The 21,276-nt window shown below is 63.7% G+C and carries 12 protein-coding genes and 2 pseudogenes; 9 read left to right on the top strand and 5 right to left on the bottom strand.

Annotated elements, in window-relative coordinates; genetic code table 11:
* Nucleotides 1-40: 40 nt before the first annotated feature.
* A pseudogene (locus MSIMFI_RS05985) lies at nt 41-1,228 on the top strand (acyltransferase domain-containing protein); the annotation flags it as partial.
* Nucleotides 1,229-1,504: 276 nt separating this feature from the next.
* Nucleotides 1,505-10,259: pseudogene (locus tag MSIMFI_RS29205) on the top strand (amino acid adenylation domain-containing protein); the annotation flags it as partial.
* Nucleotides 10,260-10,299: 40 nt separating this feature from the next.
* Here MSIMFI_RS29205 and glyA read toward each other — a convergent pair.
* The 3 genes from glyA to MSIMFI_RS28885 all read right to left on the bottom strand — a co-directional run bounded on the left by glyA (nt 10,300) and on the right by MSIMFI_RS28885 (nt 13,205).
* Nucleotides 10,300-11,580 (bottom strand): serine hydroxymethyltransferase, encoded by a 1,281-nt coding sequence (gene glyA / locus MSIMFI_RS05975; protein WP_191498049.1) that lies wholly within the window; start codon nt 11,578-11,580, stop codon nt 10,300-10,302.
* A 275-nt stretch (nt 11,581-11,855) separates the two neighbouring features.
* Nucleotides 11,856-13,019, bottom strand: coding sequence for a radical SAM protein (locus tag MSIMFI_RS05970; protein WP_191496512.1), 1,164 nt, complete (start codon nt 13,017-13,019; stop codon nt 11,856-11,858).
* Nucleotides 13,020-13,070: 51 nt separating this feature from the next.
* On the bottom strand, nt 13,071-13,205 hold the full coding sequence (locus MSIMFI_RS28885) for a hypothetical protein (RefSeq protein ID WP_263597332.1): 135 nt from the start codon (nt 13,203-13,205) through the stop codon (nt 13,071-13,073).
* A gap of 289 nt (nt 13,206-13,494) precedes the next feature.
* Between MSIMFI_RS28885 and rpsF the strand changes: the two genes are divergently transcribed.
* From rpsF to rplI, 4 genes are all read left to right on the top strand, one after another.
* Nucleotides 13,495-13,785, top strand: a complete 291-nt coding sequence (gene rpsF / locus MSIMFI_RS05965) for a 30S ribosomal protein S6 (RefSeq protein WP_085250975.1) — start codon at nt 13,495-13,497, stop codon at nt 13,783-13,785.
* 74 nt (nt 13,786-13,859) lie between these two features.
* On the top strand, nt 13,860-14,378 hold the full coding sequence (locus tag MSIMFI_RS05960; protein ID WP_191496511.1) for a single-stranded DNA-binding protein: 519 nt from the start codon (nt 13,860-13,862) through the stop codon (nt 14,376-14,378).
* Nucleotides 14,379-14,425: 47 nt separating this feature from the next.
* Nucleotides 14,426-14,680, top strand: coding sequence for a 30S ribosomal protein S18 (gene rpsR, locus MSIMFI_RS05955; protein WP_085250977.1), 255 nt, complete (start codon nt 14,426-14,428; stop codon nt 14,678-14,680).
* A 32-nt stretch (nt 14,681-14,712) separates the two neighbouring features.
* Nucleotides 14,713-15,171: a 50S ribosomal protein L9 gene (rplI, locus tag MSIMFI_RS05950; protein WP_191496510.1), complete on the top strand. Its 459-nt coding sequence runs from the start codon at nt 14,713-14,715 to the stop codon at nt 15,169-15,171.
* A gap of 138 nt (nt 15,172-15,309) precedes the next feature.
* On the opposite strand, the gene MSIMFI_RS05945 is transcribed toward rplI, so the two are convergent.
* The gene (locus MSIMFI_RS05945) at nt 15,310-15,447 is read right to left on the bottom strand and encodes a hypothetical protein (RefSeq protein WP_191496509.1); all 138 of its coding nucleotides are present in this window, start codon (nt 15,445-15,447) and stop codon (nt 15,310-15,312) included.
* A gap of 346 nt (nt 15,448-15,793) precedes the next feature.
* Here MSIMFI_RS05945 and MSIMFI_RS05940 point away from each other — a divergent pair, with 346 nt between their 5' ends.
* The 3 genes from MSIMFI_RS05940 (at nt 15,794) to MSIMFI_RS28880 (ending at nt 20,053) form a co-directional block, all read left to right on the top strand.
* Nucleotides 15,794-18,865, top strand: a complete 3,072-nt coding sequence (locus MSIMFI_RS05940; RefSeq protein WP_191496508.1) for a replicative DNA helicase — start codon at nt 15,794-15,796, stop codon at nt 18,863-18,865.
* Between the two features lie 311 nt (nt 18,866-19,176).
* Nucleotides 19,177-19,635, top strand: a complete 459-nt coding sequence (locus MSIMFI_RS05935) for a protein kinase family protein (protein ID WP_191496507.1) — start codon at nt 19,177-19,179, stop codon at nt 19,633-19,635.
* Nucleotides 19,636-19,708: 73 nt separating this feature from the next.
* Nucleotides 19,709-20,053: a S1 RNA-binding domain-containing protein gene (locus MSIMFI_RS28880; RefSeq protein WP_191496506.1), complete on the top strand. Its 345-nt coding sequence runs from the start codon at nt 19,709-19,711 to the stop codon at nt 20,051-20,053.
* 179 nt (nt 20,054-20,232) lie between these two features.
* Here MSIMFI_RS28880 and MSIMFI_RS05925 read toward each other — a convergent pair whose 3' ends face one another.
* Nucleotides 20,233-21,081, bottom strand: a complete 849-nt coding sequence (locus MSIMFI_RS05925; protein ID WP_085250992.1) for a peptidoglycan recognition protein family protein — start codon at nt 21,079-21,081, stop codon at nt 20,233-20,235.
* Nucleotides 21,082-21,276: the final 195 nt, after the last annotated feature.

The raw sequence follows: 21,276 nt of genomic DNA, 5'->3' as shown, positions 1-21,276 counted from the left end.
CACCACCAGTGCGGCTGCCCCGACACCGACCCCGACCCCGGTGCTGGCGGAGGCGGGGGTGGTGCTGGCGTGGCCGGTGTCGGCCAAGACCGAGGCGGGGTTGGAGGCCCAGGCGGCCCGGTTGGGTGCCTATCTGGCCGAGCACCCGGGGTTGGGGGCCGCGGATGTGGGGTTTTCGTTGGCCACGGGTCGGGCTGGGTTAGAGCACCGGGCGGTGGTGGTCGGTGTCGACCGCGAGCAGTTGTTGGCCGGGTTGGCGGGGTTGGCGGCCGGGCAACCCATGGCCGGGGTGGTGACCGGCCGGGTCGTGGCAGAGGGCAAGACCGCGTTTGTGTTTCCAGGTCAGGGGGGTCAGTGGCCGGCGATGGCGGTGGCGTTGTGGGATTCCTCGCCGGTGTTCGCCGACCAGATGCGGGCCTGCGGGCAGGCGCTGGCCGCCCATGTGGAGTGGTCGTTGGAGCAGGTGTTGCGCGGCGGTGGCCAGTCGTGGTTGACCCGGGTGGATGTGGTGCAGCCGGCGTTGTTTGCGGTGATGGTGTCGTTGGCGGCGTTATGGCGTTCTTGCGGGGTGGCCCCCGACATGGTGATGGGTCATTCCCAGGGCGAGATCGCCGCGGCATATGTGGCCGGCGGGCTGAGCCTAGACGATGCGGCGATGGTGGTGGCGCTACGCAGCCAGGCGATCGCCGAGCTGGTCGGGTCGGGGGGAATGGCATCCATCGGGTTGCCCGCAGCCCAGGTCGGTGAGCAATTGGCCGGCTATGGCGGGCGGGGGTCGGTAGCCGCGGGCAACAGCCCGGCCTCCCCGGTAATCAGCGGTGACCCGCACGCATTGGATGAGTTGGTGGCCGCGTGTGTGGCCCGAGGGGTGTTCGCGCGGCGGATCCCGGTGGATTACGCCTCGCATTCGGCGCAGGTCGAAGCTATCGAGCAGCGGTTGGTGGCGCAGTTGTCGGGGATCTGCCCCCGCGCGGGCACTGTGCCGTTTTACTCCACGGTCACCGGCGAGCAGCTGTCCACCGAGGCCCTTGATGGCCGGTATTGGTATGCCAATTTGCGTCAGCCGGTGCAGTTTGAGCAGGTCACCCGTGTGCTGATCGATCAGGGATGTCGGGCGTTGATCGAAATGGGCCCGCATCCGGTGTTAACGGTGGCGATGACCGAAACCGCCGAAGCCAGCCGCGCGCAGGCAACTTCGGTGGCGGTGTTGGGTTCACTGCGCCGCGACGAAGGCGGCTGGACACGCTTTATCACCTCCCTAGCCGAAGCAAACGTGGCCGGAGTCAGCGTGGACTGGGCAACGACAACTGCCCCGCATCACCCCACCCGAGTGCCATTGCCGACATATGCATTCCAGCGGCAGCGGTACTGGCTATCGGGCAGGTCGGTGGGGGGTCCGCAGCGGCGGTCGGTGGTCGAGGACCGCGATGCGGCTACTTCGGGGTCGGCATTAGGGCAGCGATGGGCCGGGCTCTCCGATGAACAGCAACAGTCGATGCTTTTGCAGCTGGTATGCGCCCATGTCGCGACCGTCCTAGGTGCCGATCCCGCCGCCATCGAAGCCGACCGCGTGTTCCAAGATCGGGGTTTTGACTCTCTCACCGCCGTCGAGCTGCGCAAGCGGCTGCAAACCGTGACCGGGCTGGCGTTATCACCTACCGTCGTCTTCGACCATCCCACACCGGCCGCCCTCACCCAGCACCTGTGGGAAGAGATCACCAGAACGACTCAAGAGAATCCAGGTGCGCTCACCTTGCTCGACGCGCCGGCGATTGACCAGTTGACATCCGATATCGAGGGGCCGGTTTCGGGTCGGTTCAAGCCCTTGGTGCCTGTTGCCCGACCCGCAGTGGTTCCGTTGTCGTTTGCGCAGAGCCGGCTGTGGTTCATCGATCAATTCGAGGGGCCCTCACCCACCTACAACGTAGCGGTCGCTTTGCGGTTGCGCGGTGAGCTCAATGCCAATGCGTTAGGCGCGGCGCTGGCCGATGTGGTGGGCCGTCATGAGAGCCTGCGTACGGTGTTCCCCGCGGTCGAGGGAATACCGCAACAGGTGGTTGTCCCCGCTGTGTGGGCAGATTTCGGCTGGGATGTCGTCGACGCGACCGGATGGCCGGCAAGCCAGCTGCGCCAGGCTATCGACTCCGCGGCGCGTTACTCATTTAACCTGGCAACCGAAATCCCGCTGCGGGCAAAGCTTTTCACCGTCGCCGACGGGGAGCACTTATTGGTGATCACCGTGCACCATATTGCCACGGACGGCGCATCGTTCACCCCATTGTTCGCCGATCTGGGGGCCGCCTATGCGAGCCGGTGCGCCGGGCAGGCTCCGGTCTGGGTGGGATTGCCGGTGCAATATGTCGATTACACACTGTGGCAGCGGGAAAACCTCGGCGATCTAGCGGACAACCACAGCCTCGTCGCTACCCAGCTGGCCTATTGGGAGCATGCCCTGGCCGGGATGCCCGAACGCCTCGAGCTTCCCACCGATCGGCCCTATCCGCTGGTTGAAGATCACCGCGGCGGCACCGTTGCTGTCGAGTGGACGGCGGGACTGCAAGAGCGCGTGGCCCGTGTTGCTCGCGAGCACAATGCGACCAGCTTCATGGTGGTCCAGGCAGCCCTGGCCGTGCTGCTGTCGAAGGTCAGCGCGAGCACTGATGTGGCGGTGGGCTTCTCGACCGCTGGCCGCGGCGATAGCGCACTGGATGGGCTGGTGGGGTTTTTCCTCAACACACTGGTGCTGCGCACCGACCTGTCCGGTGATCCCACCTTCACTCAACTGCTCGCCCAGGTGCGAGAGCGTTGCCTGGAGGCCTACAAACACCAAGACGTTCCCTTTGAGCTGCTCGTTGAACGGCTCCAACCGGCCAGATCGATGACCCATTCACCCCTGATCCAGGTGATGTTGACCTGGCAGAACTTCGCCCGGCAGGTCAATGAGCCCGCAGCCGGGGTGGTCTTGGGTGATCTAGAGGTCACGTATACGACGGTGGACACCCAGACCGTCGTGATGGATCTGGTGTTTTCTCTCACTGAACTCTGGACGAGTGCTGGTGAGCCCGCCGGCATTGCGGGAGGGGTGGAATTTCGCACCGACGTTTTCGACACGGCAAGCATTGAGGCGCTCATGGTTCGGTTGGAGCGGGTGTTGGTGGAGATGACCGCTGATCCGGGGCGGCGGTTGTCGTCGGTGGATCTGCTCGACGCCGATGAGCACGCTCGGTTGGACCTGTGGGGCAACAGCGCCGTGTTGTCCGCCGTCTCGACGGCACCGGTGTCGATTCCGAGCGTGTTTTCCGCGCAGGTGGCGCGCAGCCCGTCGGCGGTGGCCCTGAGTTACCAGGGGGACTCGTGGAGTTACCGCGAGCTTGATGAGGCGGCCAACCGGTTGGCGCACCTACTGGCTGGCCATGGTGCGCGCCCGGGCGAGTGTGTGGCGCTGTTGTTTGAGCGTTCCGCGCAGGCCATCATCGCGATCCTGGCGGTATTGAAGACCGGGGCGGCCTATCTGCCCATCGACCCGGCGCTGCCGCCGGCCCGGGTCGCGTTCATGATCGAGGACGCGGGGCCGGTGGCCGCTATCACCACCGCCAGCGTGCGTCCGCAGCTGGACGAGCACAACCTGGCGGTGATCGATGTCGATGACCCCCGGATCGACACCCGCCCGTGCACCGAGCTGGCGGTGCCAGCCGCCGACGACATCGCTTACATCATCTACACCTCGGGCACGACCGGCGTCCCCAAGGGTGTGGCCGTCTCCCACGGCAGCGTGACCCAGCTGTTCGACTCACCGTTCGCCGGCCTGCCACCGGGACCGGAGCAGGTGTGGTCGCAGTGGCACCCCTATAGCTTCGACTTCTCGGTGTGGGAGATCTGGGGTGCGCTGTTGGGTGGCGGGCGGCTGGTTGTGGTGCCCGAGTCGGTGGCGCGGTCGGCGACCGACTTTCACAGCCTCCTGGTCTCCGAACGAGTCAACGTCTTAAGTCAAACGCCGTCAGCTCTGGGCATGTTATCGCCTGAGGGTTTGCCGTCGGTGGCGTTAGTGGTGGCCGGTGAGGCGTGCTCGGCCGAGCTCATGGATCGGTGGGCGCCCGGGCGGGTGATGATCAATGCCTACTGAGACCACGGTGTTTGCGACGATGACCGCGTCGCTGGTGGCGAACTCGGGGGTACCGCCGATCGGTTCGCCGGTGCCTCGGGCGGCGTTGTTTGTGCTGGACAGATGGTTGCGGCGGGTGCCGGTGGGTGTTGCCGGCGAGTTGTATGTGGCGGGCAACTTGCTGGGTTGTGGGTATGTGCGTCGGGCTGGCTTGACGGCGTCCAGGTTTGTGGCCTGCCCGTTCGGCGGCGCGGGAGCGCCAGGAGAACGTATGTATCGCACCGGGGACCTGGTGCGCTGGCGCCACGATGGGCAGCTGGACTTTCTCGGGCGTACTGATGAGCAGGTCAAGATCCGTGGGTATCGCATCGAGCTGGGTGAGGTGGCTGCCGCGCTGGCAAACCTCCCGGGGGTGGGGCAGGCGGTGGCGATCGCCCGTGAGGACCGCCCAGGCGACAAGCGTTTGGTGGGCTATGTCACCGCGGTCACCGGGACAGTGGATGGTGAGGGGATACGCAAGGCGCTGACCGCTGGGCTGCCCGAGTACATGGTGCCGACGGCTGTGGTGGTTTTGGAGGAGCTGCCGTTGACAGTCAACGGCAAACTCGACAAGCGGGCCCTGCCGGCGCCGGAATACCGCGATCGCGGTTACCGGGCCCCTACCACCCCGGTCGAGGAGATCCTTGCCGACATCTACGCCCGGGTGCTGGGTGTGGACAGCGTGGGTGTCGACGCGTCGTTTTTCGACCTCGGCGGTGACAGCATTTCGTCGATACAGGTGGTGGCGCAGGCCCGCGCCGCCGGTGTTGTGTGCAAGCCGCGCGACATTTTTGTTGAGCAGACTGTTGCCGGGGTGGCCCGGGTCGCCAGTTCCACTCGTGGTGAGGGCGCGGTGATCGATGAGGGCGTCGGGCAGGTGTTGCCCACACCGACCATGTGCTGGCTGGCCAGTGTCGACGGCCCGGTTGGGCAGGTCAACCAGACGATGACGGTGACGGCTCCCGCGGGGGTCACTACCGACGACGTCGTGGTCTTGCTTCAGGCCTTGTTGGATCGGCATGCGATGCTGCGGTTGCGGGTTGATGACTACGGTGCCGGAGGTTGGTTGTGGTTTGTGACCGAACCCGGTTCTGTGGATGCGGACAAGTGCCTACAGCGGGTGGAGGCGTTGTCCGACGATGCTCTAGTGGAGGCCCGGTCCCGGTTGGATCCGGCCGCCGGGGTGATGCTGAGCGCACTGTGGGTCGCCCCCGCCGCTCAACTGGTGCTGGTCATTCATCATCTGGCCATCGACGCGCTGTCCTGGCGGATTTTGCTGGACGACCTTAACGTCGCCTGGGGCCAGCGTCGCGAAGGGCGGGACGTGGCGTTGCCAGTGACAGGGACGTCGTATCGCCGGTGGGCGTCGCTGCTGCGTGAACACGCGCGCTGTGCGGCGGTTGTCGACCAGGCGGGCGCGTGGCGGCGGACGGTGGCGGTTCGGCCGGCGCTGCCCGCGGTGCGTCCCGCGGTGGATACGTTGGCCACCGCCGGCCAGCTGTCGGCGGTGTTGGACGCGGAGACTTCCCGCATGCTCCTTGATGAGGTGCCGGCGGCGTTTCATGCCGGGGTGCACGACATCCTGTTGATCGCGTTCGTATTGGCGTGGGCGCAGTTTCTGGACGATACCGCCGAGCCGATCAGCATCGACGTCGAGGGCGATGGGCGCCGCGAGGAACTGTTCCCGGGCATTGACCTGTCGCACACCGTGGGGCGGTTCACCGCCAAATACCCGGTGTCGGTAACTGTGGGCGCTATCGGCTGGGAACAGGTGGTGGCCGGTGCGGCGGCGCTGGGGGCGGTGGTCAAGGGTGTTAAAGAGCAGCTTCGAGCCCACCCCGACGGCCTGACGCACGGCTTGTTGCGCTACCTCAACACTCACGTTGAGCTCACCGGATCCGACCCGCAGATCGGATTCAATTACCTGGGACGTTTGGGCGGACCGGCCGAGTGTTCGGCCGCCGGTGATCGGTGGCGGATCGGTGGCGAAGGCTTGTCGTTGACCGCCTCCAGCGCGGCTGTGCCGATGCCGCTGACGCACACCGTAGAGGTTAGCGCCGTCACCGTCGACACCGACGCCGGTCCGCGACTGCACGCCGACTGGATGTGGGCCTCGTCCGCGGTTGATCGTGCCCAGATCGCTCGGCTGGGGCAGCTGTGGTTTGACGCCCTCGGCGGCATCTGCGCTCATGTCCGCCACGGCGGGGGCGGGTTAACCCCCTCCGATCTCAGGCCCGCCCGCTTAAGTCAGGACGAGATCGACGAGTTCCAACTGCGATACCGGATCGCTGACATTTTGCCGCTGACACCCTTGCAGCAGGGACTGCTCTTCCACGCCAGTTACGCGGAGTCTCCCGCCGATCTGGGCGACCTGTATTCGATGGATCTCAATATCGGCGTGACCGGCCCGCTCGATCACAACCGCCTGCGCGATGCCGTCCAGATGGTGTTCAACCGCCATCCGCAGCTGGTGGCCCGGTTCGTCTATCTGCAGTCGGGCGAACCGGTGCAGATCATCCCGGATGGTTCGGTGGCGCCGTGGCGGTATGTTGACCTGACTCGCGGCGATCTTGACCCCGATGAGCAGGTCGAGCGGCTGTGTGCCGCCGAACGCGCCGCTGTCTGCGATTTGGCTCACCAGTCACCCAGTCGCGCTGTTTTGATCCGAACAGCTGAAGACCAGCACCGGCTCGTGCTGACCAATCACCACATCGTGCTAGATGGCTGGTCACTGCCGATCCTGCTGCGGGAAATATTCGCCAGCTATAGCGGGGAAGACCTGCCTGCGGTCGGGTCGTATCGCCGATTCTTCGACTGGCTGGCTAATCAGGATCACCAGGCTGCCCACACCGCCTGGCGTGAGGTGTTCGCCGGCTTTGACGCCCCGACACTGGTCAGCCCGGCGGACCGGTTAGGGCTCGGGCAGCGAGACGTTCAGTCGTTTGTGGTTCCTGCCGAGACCACCTCGGCGCTTACCCAGCTAGCGCGCTCATGCCAGACGACCGTCAGCACCGTGCTGGAGGCCGCCTGGGCGCAGGTGCTGACGTGGCTGACCGGCCACCATGATGTCGCATTCGGCATCGCGGTCTCGGGCAGGCCAGCCGAATTGGCCGGCGTGGAATCGATGGTCGGCCTATTCATCAACACGATGCCGGTCCGAGCGAGCATCACCGCGGCAACCACCACAGCAAGCCTCCTCGACCAACTGCAAAGCGCCCACAACGACACCCTCGAGCACCAGCACCTGGCGCTAACCGAGATCCACCGCCTCACCGGGCGGGATGTGCTGTTCGATACCGTTTTCGCTTACGAAAACTTTCCGATCGACACCGTCGTGCCGCAGGGCGCCCACGACCTGACCATCACCGACATCACCAGCCACGTAGCCACCCACTACCCGCTTGTGCTGCAAGCCCTGCCGGGCCGGGAGTTGGAACTTCGCGTCCAATTCCGCACCGACGTTTTCGATGCGGCTAGCATCGAGGCGCTCATCGAACGGCTAGAGCGAGTCTTGGCGGCGATGACCGCCGACCCGGGGCGGCGGTTGTCGTCGGTGGACCTACTCGACGCCGGCGAGCACGCTCGGTTGGATCTGTGGGGCAACCGCGCGGTGTTGACCGCCGTCTCGGCGGCACCGGTGTCGATTCCGAGGGTGTTTTCCGCGCAGGTGGAGCGCAGCCCGTCGGCGGTGGCGGTCGGTTGTGGTGAGTTTTCACTGACCTACCGTGAGCTTGATGAGGCGGCCAACCGGTTGGCGCACCTGCTGTCTGATCACGGTGTGGGCCCGGGCGGGTGCGTGGCCCTGCTGTTTGAACGCAGCGGCCAAGCCATCATGGCGATGCTGGCGGTGCTCAAAACCGGGGCTACCTACCTGCCCATCGACCCCGCACTGCCGGCGGCGCGGATCGCGTTCATGCTCGCCGACGCAGCCCCGGTTGCCGCGATCACCACTACCCATCTGGCCGACCGGCTGAACGGCCATGACGTGATGGTCATCGACGTAAACAACGCCGCTGTCGACACCCAACCCAATACAACGCCGCCGGCGCCAGCCCCAGATGAGATCGCCTACATCATCTACACCTCAGGCACCACCGGGACCCCGAAAGGGGTGGCCATCACCCACCACAATGTCACTCAGCTGATGGGGTCACTGGACGCACCCGTACCGGTTGGCGGGGTGTGGACACAGTGCCACTCGTATGCTTTCGACATCTCGCAGTGGGAGATCTGGGGGGCGCTCTTGCACGGCGGGCGGCTGGTGGTGGTGCCCGAGTCGGTGGCGGGCTCGGCGCAGGATCTTCACGCCTTGCTGGTTTCTGAGCAGGTCAGCTTCTTGTGCCAAACCCCGTCGGCGGTGGCGATGTTGTCGCCCGAAGGTTTGGATTCGGTGACGTTGGCGGTGGCCGGTGAGGCCTGCCCGGCCGAGCTGGTGAACCGTTGGGCACCCGGACGGGTGATGATCAACGGCTACGGCCCAACCGAGACCACGATGTGTGTATCGATGAGTGCGCCGTTGAGGCCGGGGTCGGGGGTGCCGCCGATCGGCTCACCGGTGGCTGGGGCGGCGTTTTTTGTGCTGGATGAGTGGTTGCGGCCGGTGCCGGCGGGCGGGGCCGGCGAGTTGTATGTGGCCGGCGATGCGGTGGGGTGCGGGTATTGGCGCCGCCCGGGTTTGACCGCGTCGCGGTTTGTGGCGTGTCCGTTCGGCGGCGCGGGAGCGCAGGGAAAACGTATGTATCGCACCGCGGATCTGGTGCGCTGGCGCGCTGATGGCCAACTGGAGTATGTCGGGCGGACGGATGAGCAGGTCAAGGTCCGCGGGTTCCGCATCGAACTAGGTGAGGTGACCGCGGCGCTGGCCGGGCTGGACGGGGTGACCCAAGCGGCGGTGGTCGTCCGCGAGGACCAGCCCGGCGACAAACGCCTGGTGGGGTATGTCTGCGGGGCAGTGGATGTGACCGGTGTGCGCGCGGTGCTGGCCGAGCGGCTGCCGGCACACATGGTGCCGGCTGCGGTCGTGGCGATCGACGAGTTGCCGTTGACCGTCACCGGCAAACTCGACAAGCGGGCCCTGCCGGCCCCCGATTACAGTGCCGCTTGCCGGTATAGGGCCCCTGCCACGCCCACCGAGGAGGTCCTCGCCGACATCTACGCCGAGGTGCTGGGCTTAGACCGGGTCGGTGTCGACGACTCGTTTTTCGACCTCGGCGGTGATTCGCTGCTGGGGATGCGGGCGATCGCCGCGATCAACGCGTCCCTTGGCGCCCACCTGCCGGTGCGCATCTTGTTCGACGCGCCCACTGTTGCAGGCTTGAGTCAGCGGTTGCGCACACATGTCAGTTCGGTAGATATCGTTCCGGTCGAGACGCTCAAGCGCGGTACTGGCGTTCCGTTGTTCTGCATTCATCCCGGTGGTGGCATTAGCTGGGCGTATCGGGCTTTGGGTGATTATTTGGACGGTCCAATCATTGGCATTCAACAAATCTTTCAAGGCGCGGAAATTCAACCAAGATCAATACGTGATATGGCAAAGGTTTATTCGGAGCGGGTTAAAGCGACCTATCCTGATGGACCCTACAAGCTTCTCGGCTGGTCTTTGGGAGGTGTAATTGCCCAGGAACTGGCGATTGAGCTTTCTCGCCAGGGATTCGAAATCCAATGCCTGGTACTCCTGGACGCCGTACACTGTGCCGATACCGGCGGCGCCGTAAGGGACCAGGCTTTGGACGAGAATGAAGTTGTCCAAGATTTCGCGCGCGAAATGCTGGAACGGTACCTGCCTGACAGTCGGACAGAGATCGACGAGCTAGGACCTGACACCGCATCCAAACAGCTTTTGGAGTTCATGGTTGAAAACCTTAAGACTGTTGAATCGTATCTATTAGGGCACACGCCCGGTGTATTCGCTGGTACCGCGATCATATTTTCGGCCGCGCGGAGTGCGGTCGATCGAACTTCGTCTCTATTGCAATGTTGGCGACCTTATGTTGCGGGAGACATTGCAGAATATTCGGTCGACTGCACGCATGACGACATGTTGACTACCGAATCGCTCAGCATGTACGGCGAACAGCTCAGGGGATTGTTAGCGCTGACTTCCGAGGTGGCCGGTTAGGCGCAACCTCCCAGTGTCGGGTCTGGGCGTCGGCACCGCGCTACTGACCAACCAACTTCCAGTCCTCGAGTCCCTCATAGAGCGGGTATTCCCTGGCTAGCCGTGTCACCCGCTGCCGCAGCGCGGGCAGATCGGCCGCAGCGCCGGCCATCAGGGTGGTGGCGATGATGTCGGCGACCTCGGTGAACTCGGCGTCCCCGAAGCCGCGGGTCGCGAGCGCCGAGGTCCCCACCCGCAGACCAGAGGTCACCATCGGCGGCCGGGGGTCGTTTGGCACCGCGTTGCGGTTGACGGTAATGCCGATCTCTTCCAGTAGATCCTGGGCAACTTTGCCATCCAACGGAGAGTCGCGCAGGTCGACCAACACCAGGTGGACGTCCGTGCCGCCGCTGACCACCGACATGCCTGCCTTGGCGACGTCTGGGGCCATCAGGCGGTCCGCAATGATCTTGGCGCCGGACAGGGTGCGTTGCTGACGTTGCGCGAACTCGGGTGTCGCGGCGATCTTGAGCGAGACCGCCTTGGCCGCGATGACCTGCATCATCGGTCCGCCCTGCTGGCCGGGGAACACCGCAGAGTTGATGGCCTTGGCGAACTCTTGTTTGCCCAGGATCAGGCCCGAACGGGCACCGCCGAGCGTTTTGGTCACGGTCGTGGACACCACGGCGGCATGCGGCACCGGGGATGGGTGCAACCTCGCGGCGACCATGCCCGCGAAATGCGCCATGTCCACCCATAGCGTGGCGCCAACCTCGTCGGCAATCGACCGGAACGCCGCGAAGTCCAGAATTCGCGGGTAGGCGGACCAACCGGCGATGAGCACCTTCGGGCGGAATTCAAGCGCCTTCGCCCGCACGGCATCCATGTCGATCAGGTGGGTCGTCGGATCGACGCCGTAGAAGCCAACGTCGTACAGCTTGCCGGAGAAGTTCAGGTGCATACCGTGGGTCAGGTGGCCGCCGTTGGCGAGATCCAACCCGAGCAGCCGTTCCCCCGGGTTCATCAGCGCTTGCAGCACTGCGGCGTTGGCCTGGGCGCCCGAGTGTGGCTGCACGTTGGCGAAATCGGCGCCGAACAGCGTCTTGGCGCGGTCGCGGGCGATGTTCTCCACGACGTCGACGTGCTCGCAGCCACCGTAGTATCGCCGGCCGGGCAATCCCTCGGCGTACTTGTTGGTCAACACGCTGCCCTGGGTCTGCAGCACTGAGCGTGGTACGAAGTTCTCCGAGGCGATCATCTCCAGGGTGTCCCGCTGACGGCGAAGTTCCTGGTCCAACAGGTCTGCGATCTCGGGGTCAACCTCGGCGAGTGGAGCGGACATCACCGAGGGCGCGGTGGGCGCATTAGGGAACGCAGTCACGGCGCACCAGCTTATGGGTTGACCCATGCCAAAGTGAAGTGAGTCCTCGGGTCCGAGCCAGTTCCTGTGGGAGTTCGATGCCCCAGAATTAGGGCGAGGAGGACTCGATTGATGTCATGTCGACGGCATACATCCGAGCCGGTGGTCAGCAAGCTTCGTGAGCTCGTCGAGCTCGGACGCGGCGACGAAGGCCAGGGCCGCCGAATTCCTGCAATTGCGTAAGTAATCGGAAGTAATCAGTACGAAACTGTTGCTCCGCGCGCTTCCGCCATATGAGCCGCCATGACGTCTTGGGCCGTGCTATTGAAGTCGTCGTCGAAGAAGCCCCTATTTTCAAGATGGGCATCAATCCGCGGCAGCAGATACTTGTCGAGCGGGCAGTCTTGCAAGACGTGGCTGTCGAAGTGGCGCGCGATCGGGCTGGTGTCGCAGGCGCCCAGGAAAGGACACTCAGTGCAGACCGATCCCTTGAGACGCGTTTCCTCGGCGATCAGGTTGCGGTAGGCGAGGCCGTCAACAATGTCCTCAATGGGCGTCTCAGTGACATTCCCGAGGTTCCCGTGTTCGCGATAGGTGTCGCAGGCTAGCGTGCCATCGCGGTCGATAACAAGGACATCGTTACCTAACAGCGCCCGGTTTTGCCTTGGGCGCACCACGTTCAGTCGCTTCAGGATTACCGTGCGCATGCACTGATCAAGGGGATCGACCCGCGGGGCCATTCCGGCCGAGAACCACAAATCAAAGAACACCATGATCGCGTCCAGGATGTCCGACAGGCCGACAGTGACGCCTTCCATCGAGCGCGTCGGCGGACCGCCGAACAACGGAAGCAGCCGCGCCGGCTTATTGATTCGAGTGATCTCGTCAAATACCTGCTCGATTTGGCTTACCGTGTGCCCGGCCAGCACGCTGATGATGCTGAATGGTAAACCCCTGTCCTGTAGTCGTCGTATGTTCGCGCGTACTGCCGACTCAGTTGCACGGCCTCCAGCCGTCAATCGCACGCCCTCGGCAAAGTCGACCGAGACGCCAAGCTCAATTCCGTATTCTTCGAACACATCGAGGTGCTCATCGCGAACGGAGTAGAGATTGGTTTGTAGGCAATTTCTCACCCGGCGGCTTTCGATCCATTCATTGGGGAAGATTTCCCGCTGCAGTGCGAACACTCGCTCGAAGTATGCACGGGGTAGCAGCGTGGGCTCGCCGCCGTGCCAAATGATGTCCACGGGTATGTCGTGGCCGCAGCGCTGCCTCGTCAGCTCGGCGTAGTCGCGGATAGTGATTAAAGCCCGTCTCCAGACGGCCTCCGACATCCTTGTCGGGTCCGACAGGTGCTCCCACTCATAGCAATATTTGCATCGCAGGTTGCACAACTTGGTGGTTTTGATTACCCATTGCATCGCGGCAGCACTCCGCCGGTACCGTCTGAAGACGGACGACTTCGCGTTTCCTTATACAGACAACTCGCGATCCGTTGGGAATAGGAAGAAGACCGCCCCCGGTGCGACACTTGGGCTCGCCGACTCCAACGCCTCCGCGATCACCTTGCTGACATCTGCTTGCGGCTTCTCGAGCAAGATTGTCATGATGCATTCCTTTAGGTTTGGGACAGCCATCTTTTAGCTGTTCGGTATGCGAACGGTACTCGACGACAATTCGCATAGGCACTGTGCGCATTGCACTCACATTGACGCCAGCGTTGAACGATTTGTCTCATTGCAAGATGCCTGCCGGCGACTAATGGGGATCGTGGCGATCGCGCGGATTTTCCAGGCCGGCCGGCATCCGGTAGCCTGGGGCGGTTGCCGACGCAGGCGACCCTCCTGCCACGGAACGACCGTGGCCGCGCAGACCAGAGGAGGTGATGAGGTTCCCATGCGTCCATACGAAATCATGGTCATCCTTGACCCGACCCTTGACGAACGCACCGTCGCCCCATCTTTGGAGACGTTTCTCAACGTCGTCCGCAAGGACGGAGGAACGGTCGAGAAGGTCGACATCTGGGGTAAGCGGAGGCTGGCGTACGAGATCGCCAAGCACGCCGAAGGCATCTACGTGGTGGTCGATCTAAAGGCCGCCCCCGCCACCGTGTCCGAGCTCGACCGTCAGCTGAGCCTGAACGAGTCGGTGTTGCGCACCAAGGTCATGCGCACCGACAAGCACTAGCTGTCAGCGCTGTTGCGTACGCTCGCTGATGACCATCCACCGGGCGAGGAACAAGCGGAGCAAGGAGAACTATTGTGGCTGGTGACACCACTATCACCGTCGTCGGAAACCTGACCGCTGACCCCGAATTGCGGTTCACACCGTCGGGTGCTGCCGTCGCGAACTTCACGGTGGCATCAACACCCCGGATCTATGACCGCCAGAGCGGCGAATGGAAGGACGGCGAGGCGCTGTTCTTGCGCTGCAACATCTGGCGGGAGGCGGCCGAGAACGTGGCCGAGAGCCTCACCCGGGGAGCGCGGGTGATCGTCAGCGGGCGGCTCAAGCAGCGTTCGTTCGAAACCCGCGAGGGTGAGAAGCGCACCGTTGTCGAGGTCGAGGTCGACGAGATCGGGCCTTCGCTTCGGTACGCGACCGCCAAGGTGAACAAGGCCAGCCGAAGCGGCGGCGGCGGGGGCGGTTTCGGCGGCGGCGGCGGCGGACCGCGTCAGGCCCCGGCTGCCCAGCCAAGCGGCGGATCGGGTGACGACCCGTGGGGCAGCGCCCCGGCGTCGGGCTCGTTCGGCGGCGGTGACGACGAACCACCCTTTTAGATTGCAGACACTTCACGACCAGTTAAGAAACGGAAAGAAAGACAACCATGGCCAAGTCCAGCAAGCGGCGCCCGGCTCCGGAGAAGCCGGTCAAGTCGCGCAAATGCGTCTTTTGCGCCAAAAAGGACCAACAGATCGACTACAAGGACACCGCGTTGCTGCGGACCTACATCAGTGAGCGCGGCAAGATCCGGGCGCGCCGGGTCACCGGCAACTGTGTGCAGCATCAGCGAGACATCGCGCTCGCGGTAAAGAATGCCCGCGAGGTTGCGCTGCTGCCCTTCACCTCCTCGACGCGGTAACCGCCGGCCTCCCAACGGAAAGTACGTAAACGATGAAGCTGATTCTGACAGCCGATGTCGACCACCTCGGTTCGGTCGGTGACACTGTCGAGGTCAAGGACGGGTACGGTCGCAACTTCCTGCTGCCGCGCGGGTTGGCGATCGTAGCCTCACGCGGCGCCCAGAAGCAGGCCGACGAGATCCGGCGCGCCCGCGAAACCAAGATGGTGCGCGACCTTGAACACGCCAACGAGATCAAGACGGCGATTGCGGCGCTGGGCCCGGTCTCGCTGCCGGTCAAGACGGCGAGCGACTCCGGCAAGCTGTTCGGCTCCGTGACCGCAGGTGATGTTGTCGCCGCCATCAAAAAGGCGGGTGGCCCCAACCTCGACAAGCGAATCGTCCGGTTACCCAAGGCGCATATCAAAGCCATCGGCACCCATCCGGTAGTGGTGCATCTGCACCCGGAAATCGACGTCGAGGTTTCACTCGACGTCGTCGCGGAGAGCTAACTTTTAGCGTTCGTTACCCCGGTGTGGCCGCACTCAGGCGCACCGGGGTTTCCGGCTGCCCTGACGTGGCTGTGAGCGGACCGTCGTGCTGGCGAACTATTCTGCGCGAATTGTCGCGGGGCCTGCGTAACCGGCGCTTTACGCGAGGAAAATCTCGGGGAAAACCAACACGCCCGGCGCGGTAACCTGGCCCGACACGCCGAAGAGATTCTTGTCCACACCGAATGTCTCGCGTTGTACGACGATTAGCAGCAGTGATGTCGTAACGCTTCGCATTAATCCACAGGTTCTCCACACCCCGCTCAACACAGGCGTCGACGGATATGCACACACGATGCACAGCTTCATGAACAACGGCTATTGGAGTACTCGCCAGCAACGTTTACGGTCGTCCCCGGCGCGAAGCGATGTGGGTGGTTTCGAACGGCGACGACGCGGGCTGTGTAACGGCCGGCTGAGGAGCCGGCCAATTGAGTTGGGACGGCGACGACGCAGGCTGTCTAGCGGTCTGTGGAGGAGCCGGTCAGGTGGGCTGGAGCGGGGTGTCGGAGCCTTGACTTACGCTCTTGATATGACTGTCGAATGTATGTTCGGATGCTCGTGTCGGAGGAGGTGAGAGGCCATGGCGGTTGTCGACGATATGCCGCACCCAGGTATGGATGCGCCACCAAGTGGAGAATTTGGCCGTCAGCCACCGCAGGACCTCGCAGCCGAGCAGTCGGTACTCGGCGGGATGCTACTGAGCAAGGACGCCATCGCCGACGTATTGGAACGGCTACGGCCCGGCGACTTCTACAAGCCGGCCCACCAGAACGTCTACGACGCCATCTTGGACCTGTACGGCCGTGGGGAGCCGGCCGACGCGGTGACGGTGGCCGCGGAGCTCGACCGCCGCGGGCTGCTCCGCCGAATTGGTGGTGCACCATACCTGCACACCCTGATCTCGACGGTGCCGACAGCGGCCAATGCGGGCTACTACGCGGGCATCGTCGCTGAGAAGGCGCTATTGCGCCGGCTGGTGGAAGCGGGCACGCGGGTGGTGCAGTACGGCTATGCCGGCGCCGAGGGCGCCGATGTCGCCGAGATCGTGGATCGCGCACAGGCGGAAATCTACGATGTCGCGGATCGACGGCTGTCCGAAGACTTTGTGCCCCTTGAGGATCTGCTACAGCCGACGATGGACGAGATCGACGCCATCGCCTCCAACGGCGGGCTGGCGCGCGGCGTGCCGACCGGCTTCACCGAACTCGACGAGGTGACCAATGGCCTGCATCCGGGCCAGATGATCATTGTCGCGGCGCGACCGGGTGTGGGTAAGGCGCTCGCGCTCAACACGCCGTTACCGACCCCGTCGGGGTGGACGACGATGGGTGATGTCGCTGTCGGCGATGAGTTACTGGACGCCGATGGCCGGCCGACGCGGGTGGTTGCCGCGACCGAGGTCATGCTGGGCCACCCGTGCTACGAGATCACGTTTTCCGACGGCACGGTGATCGTCGCCGACGCCCAGCATCAGTGGCCGACGGGTCACGGCATCCGGACGTCAGCGCAATTGTGTTGCGGCAGGGACACTATCGCGCCCGCCGGGTCGGGACACGCCGGGCGTCGGACGGCCGTCCTGGCTCCGGTACTGCAGATCGATGCGGTGCGCCGAGTGCCCAGTGTTGCCGTGCGCTGCGTGCAGGTCGACAATCCCGAGCGCCTGTATCTGGCCGGCCGCGGCATGGTGCCAACGCACAACTCCACCCTCGGGCTGGACTTCATGCGGTCGTGCTCGATCAAGCACCGTATGGCCAGCGTCATCTTCTCGTTGGAGATGAGTAAGTCCGAGATCGTAATGCGGCTGCTGTCGGCGGAGGCGAAAATCAAGCTCTCCGATATGCGTTCGGGCCGGATGAACGATGACGACTGGACCCGGCTGGCGCGGCGGATGAGCGAAATCAGTGAGGCGCCACTGTATATCGACGATTCGCCGAATCTGACCATGATGGAAATCCGCGCCAAGGCGCGTCGGCTGCGGCAGAAAGCCAACCTGAAGCTGGTCGTCGTCGACTACCTACAGCTGATGACCTCGGGCAAGAAGCACGAGTCGCGGCAGGTGGAAGTGTCCGAATTCTCAAGGCATCTCAAGCTATTGGCTAAGGAGCTTGAGGTTCCGGTGGTCGCGATCAGCCAGCTCAACCGTGGTCCCGAGCAGCGCACCGACAAAAAGCCGATGTTAGCCGACCTGCGTGAGTCGGGATGTCTTACGGCCGCTACGCGAATCCTGCGCGCTGATACCGGCGCAGAGGTCACCTTCGGTGAGCTAATGCGGACCGGCGAGCGCCCGCTGGTGTGGTCACTGGACGAACAGCTGCGCATGGTCGCCCGGCCGATGACCAACGTTTTCCCGAGTGGGCGCAAGGAAGTCTTCCGACTCAGGCTGGCCTCCGGACGCGAGGTCGAGGCCACTGGTAACCACCCTTTCATGAAGCTAGAAGGCTGGACTCCGTTGGAGCAGCTCAAGATTGGTGACCGCATTGCAGCTCCGCGGCGGGTGCCCGAGCCGGTCGATACCCAGCGGATGCACGACTCGGAGGTGATGCTGCTCGCGCACATGATCGGCGACGGATCGTGTGTGAAGCGCCAGCCGATCCGTTACGCGTCGGTCGACGAGGCCAACCTTGTCGCGGTGACGGTGGCGGCAGCTCACTTCGGCGTGACCGCGGTTCGCGACGAGTACCCGGCGGCGCGCGTAACGTCGCTGCGGTTGCGGGCGCAGGAGCACTTGACACATGGTCGGCGCAACCCGATCGCGGCCTGGCTCGATGGGTTGGGGCTGTTCGGGAAGCGCAGTTACGAAAAGTTTGTGCCGGAAGCGGTTTTCCGCGCTCCCAATGACCAGGTGGCATTGTTCCTGCGGCACTTGTGGGCGACCGATGGGTCCGTTCGGTGGGATGCCAAGGTCGGCCAGGGGCGGATCTACTACGCATCAACCAGTAGGCGTCTTATTGATGATGTAGCGCAGTTGCTTCTTCGTCTCGGTGTCCAAAGCCGGATTAAACGAGTGCTCAAAGCGGGATATCGTGATTGCTGGTATTTGTGGATTTTCAGTGCCGAGAATCAAGTAGCGTTCTTGACGAAAGTCGGCGTCCACGGTGAGCGTGGCAAGTGTGCAGAATTTGTGCTCGAGCAGCTGCAATCCCGTACGCGTCGTCCGGGCGCGGACACGGTCCCTGTTGGCGTGTGGGACAAGGTGCGAGTCGCGTTGAACCGGAAGTCCGTCCGTAGTGGCGAGTTCAGGTCTGCGACGAACGGGCGGGTTTGTCCATCGAGGTTGCGCAATGCGCCAAGAAGATCGCTGTTACACAAGATTGCGGCGACGCTGGAAGACACGGAAATTCATATGCTGGCTACTAGCGATGTTTTCTGGGATCGAATTGTCGAAATTACTAGTATCGGTGAATATGACGTATATGATGGCACTGTAAATGAAACTCACAATTTCGTCGCAAATGGCATCAACTTGCATAATTCGTTAGAACAAGATGCTGATATGGTAATTCTTTTAAATCGGCCGGACGCATTTGAGCGAGATGATCCTCGCGGGGGAGAAGCGGATTTCATTCTCGCCAAACACCGTAACGGCCCCACCAAGACCGTCACCGTTGCGCATCAACTGCACTTGTCGCGATTCGCCAACATGGCGAGGTGAAGGTCTACATTTGTAGGTTCTCAAGTTTGACTGCATTTTCTCAAGATCGGCTGCATCAAGACTGAATTTGTGCAAGTGAACGTGAGACACACGGACCCGAACCGAAGACATGCGCAGTTCAGGGGCACCGCGACTGGCGCGGCGGTACCACGCTAGTGAATCTGTTGCCGAGCTGAGCGCGCAACTGTGCACACGGCGTGGTGCGGACTTGTCAGCGCGGGATATCTCGACGCCAGGGCGGAAAACGTCCTCAAGTTGTCGTGGGTGTTCAGTATCGTCGCAAGACGGCCGGTGTTGGAGAGGAGATGCAGGTGGGACGCGTGATCGCTAACCACTATGCCGAGATCGCCAATACCCGCCGATTCGGCGGGCAATCCGAGGTGTTTAAAGCTGCCGACCTCCATCAGGGCGGCCGCCCGGTAGCGGTCAAGATCGTGCCGGCCAAATCTGACGACATCTACCGGCTCTACTTCGAACGCGAGACGGCTGCGCTGCGCAAGCTTAGCCATCCCAACATCGCGTCACTGATCGACAGCGGCCGCGACACCGATTCCGGGGTCCCCGAAGTGCTGCAGCTGCTGCGCGACGCCCTCAGCATCGCCCCGGATCAACGGCCCGCCGGCGGACAGGTCTTTCATCTCGCGCTGCAAACCATCCAGACCAAGCGAAGCGCCCGATGGCACAAGAAGAAAGAGATCGCGTTCGAACTGACCGGTGCCGCGCGCCAAGGCCTCGAAGAGGGCGGTGACGGCCGCAGCGCTGAGGCTTAGTCGGCACGCTCCCATCCCAGTACGCGCGTTGGTGCGGCCGGGTGTCACTACGCGCGCTGCTGCCGAGCCGCCGGTGGCACAGAAGACCGTCCTGCCAGTGGTCAAGGCGCCGGCGAAAGCATCGCGGGACCGCACGCCTCGCAAGCAGCCCGTCGGTAAGAACTCACGCAAGAAGGCTGCGCTGCGAAAACTTGCTGTAGGACAGACCCTTTCGGGATCAATCAAGAACATCACCGACTTCGGTGCATTCGTCGACCTCGGTGACGTCGACGGCCTCATCCACAAGTCGCGGCTCGGCAGTCGGCGAGTTGAACACCCCTCAGAAGTTGTCACCGTCGGAGACACGGTCTCGGTCATGGTCGTCGAGGTCGACGTCGAACGCGAACGCGTCTCCCTGGCTCTCATGCGCCCGCGATGAGAAGCGCCTGGGGGTCGATTGGATCCGTCTAGGAAAATGCAGTCGTCCGTGAGACAAATCGAAACGGAATCGCCGTGAGACAGCCGGAGAAGCGGCAGGTCAGTGGATGTCGGAGATGCAACCGAACGTGAGAACCTACACCGCCGCAACGCAATAACGCCGCAACGATGGCGTCATTGCTACTCCGGCCCGGGCCCCACTTTCAACCTCGGCGCAGCAGCGGTGGCCGGGCCGACGATGCCGTCCACCTTAAGGCCACGGGTCCGGCGCTGGAACTCCCTAACGGCGGCTTCGGTGTTCGGGCCGAATATCCCGTCGACCACCAGACCTGCGCCTTGCTCGTTGAGTCGGCGCTGAAGTTGGGCGACCTGCGGCCCTTCGGAGCCGCGGAACAGCAGAATGTCGGCGTACTCACCCACCGGCAAGGGCGGTCTCGGCGTCGGGGCCGGCTTGGCAACACGGCCGATCTGGTCCTGGATGTCGCGACGCAGGATGTCCATGTCGATGGCGCCCGGATCCCACTTGCCCTGGGCGCGACCGGCGTACTCCTTATGCCCGATCGTGCGGGCAGAAGTCTGGGCCAGCCGACGGTTGATCGCCGCACAGCAATTGACCATTGCGAAATACTGTGCGTCGGGCCAGTTCTGGCGGTGTGGAGCGGTGGGGCTAGTACCGGTGTTGGCGCATTCGATGCCGATCAGGTGCCAATTGCCCATGTTGGTCGGCAACCACGGGTACATGCCAACGCCCGCGTGCCACGCAACGCCGACCGCTACCACGGTCACCGTGCCGTCCCGCGCGATGTGCAGCTGCGACAGCGGCCCGGCGAGGTCAGGACGGCCTTGGGCGATCGAGGCGGCGCTCGCGCTATCCGATCCGGTGTGGTGCACCATGACGCCGCGGATGTCTTTGAAGTCACCATGCCCGCGGTCGCGCCAGCCGGGATATTCGATGGGGTTGACGCCCTCGGCGCGCAGGACGTCGACAAGCCAGACCGGATCGCCGGTCCAAGTTCCTGTCTGCGGCATTGAGGAGTCCTTATCTGTGTTGGGGACCCCCGCAAAGGTGGGGATCCGTTGGATCGTTGTTTTGTTGTTTTGCCTCGTTTCCCATCCCCGACATTGGTCGGTGGAGCGGAGTCGGGGTCAAGGTGGAGCGCCCGAAGCGCAGCGAGGACGAACGACCTTGAGGCCGAGGAGGATCCGCCGCATACTCCCGGTCGG

It is taken from the genome of Mycobacterium simulans (genome assembly GCF_900232995.1).
Lineage (GTDB): Bacteria > Actinomycetota > Actinomycetes > Mycobacteriales > Mycobacteriaceae > Mycobacterium > Mycobacterium simulans.
This window is presented reverse-complemented; position numbering and strand designations above follow the sequence as displayed.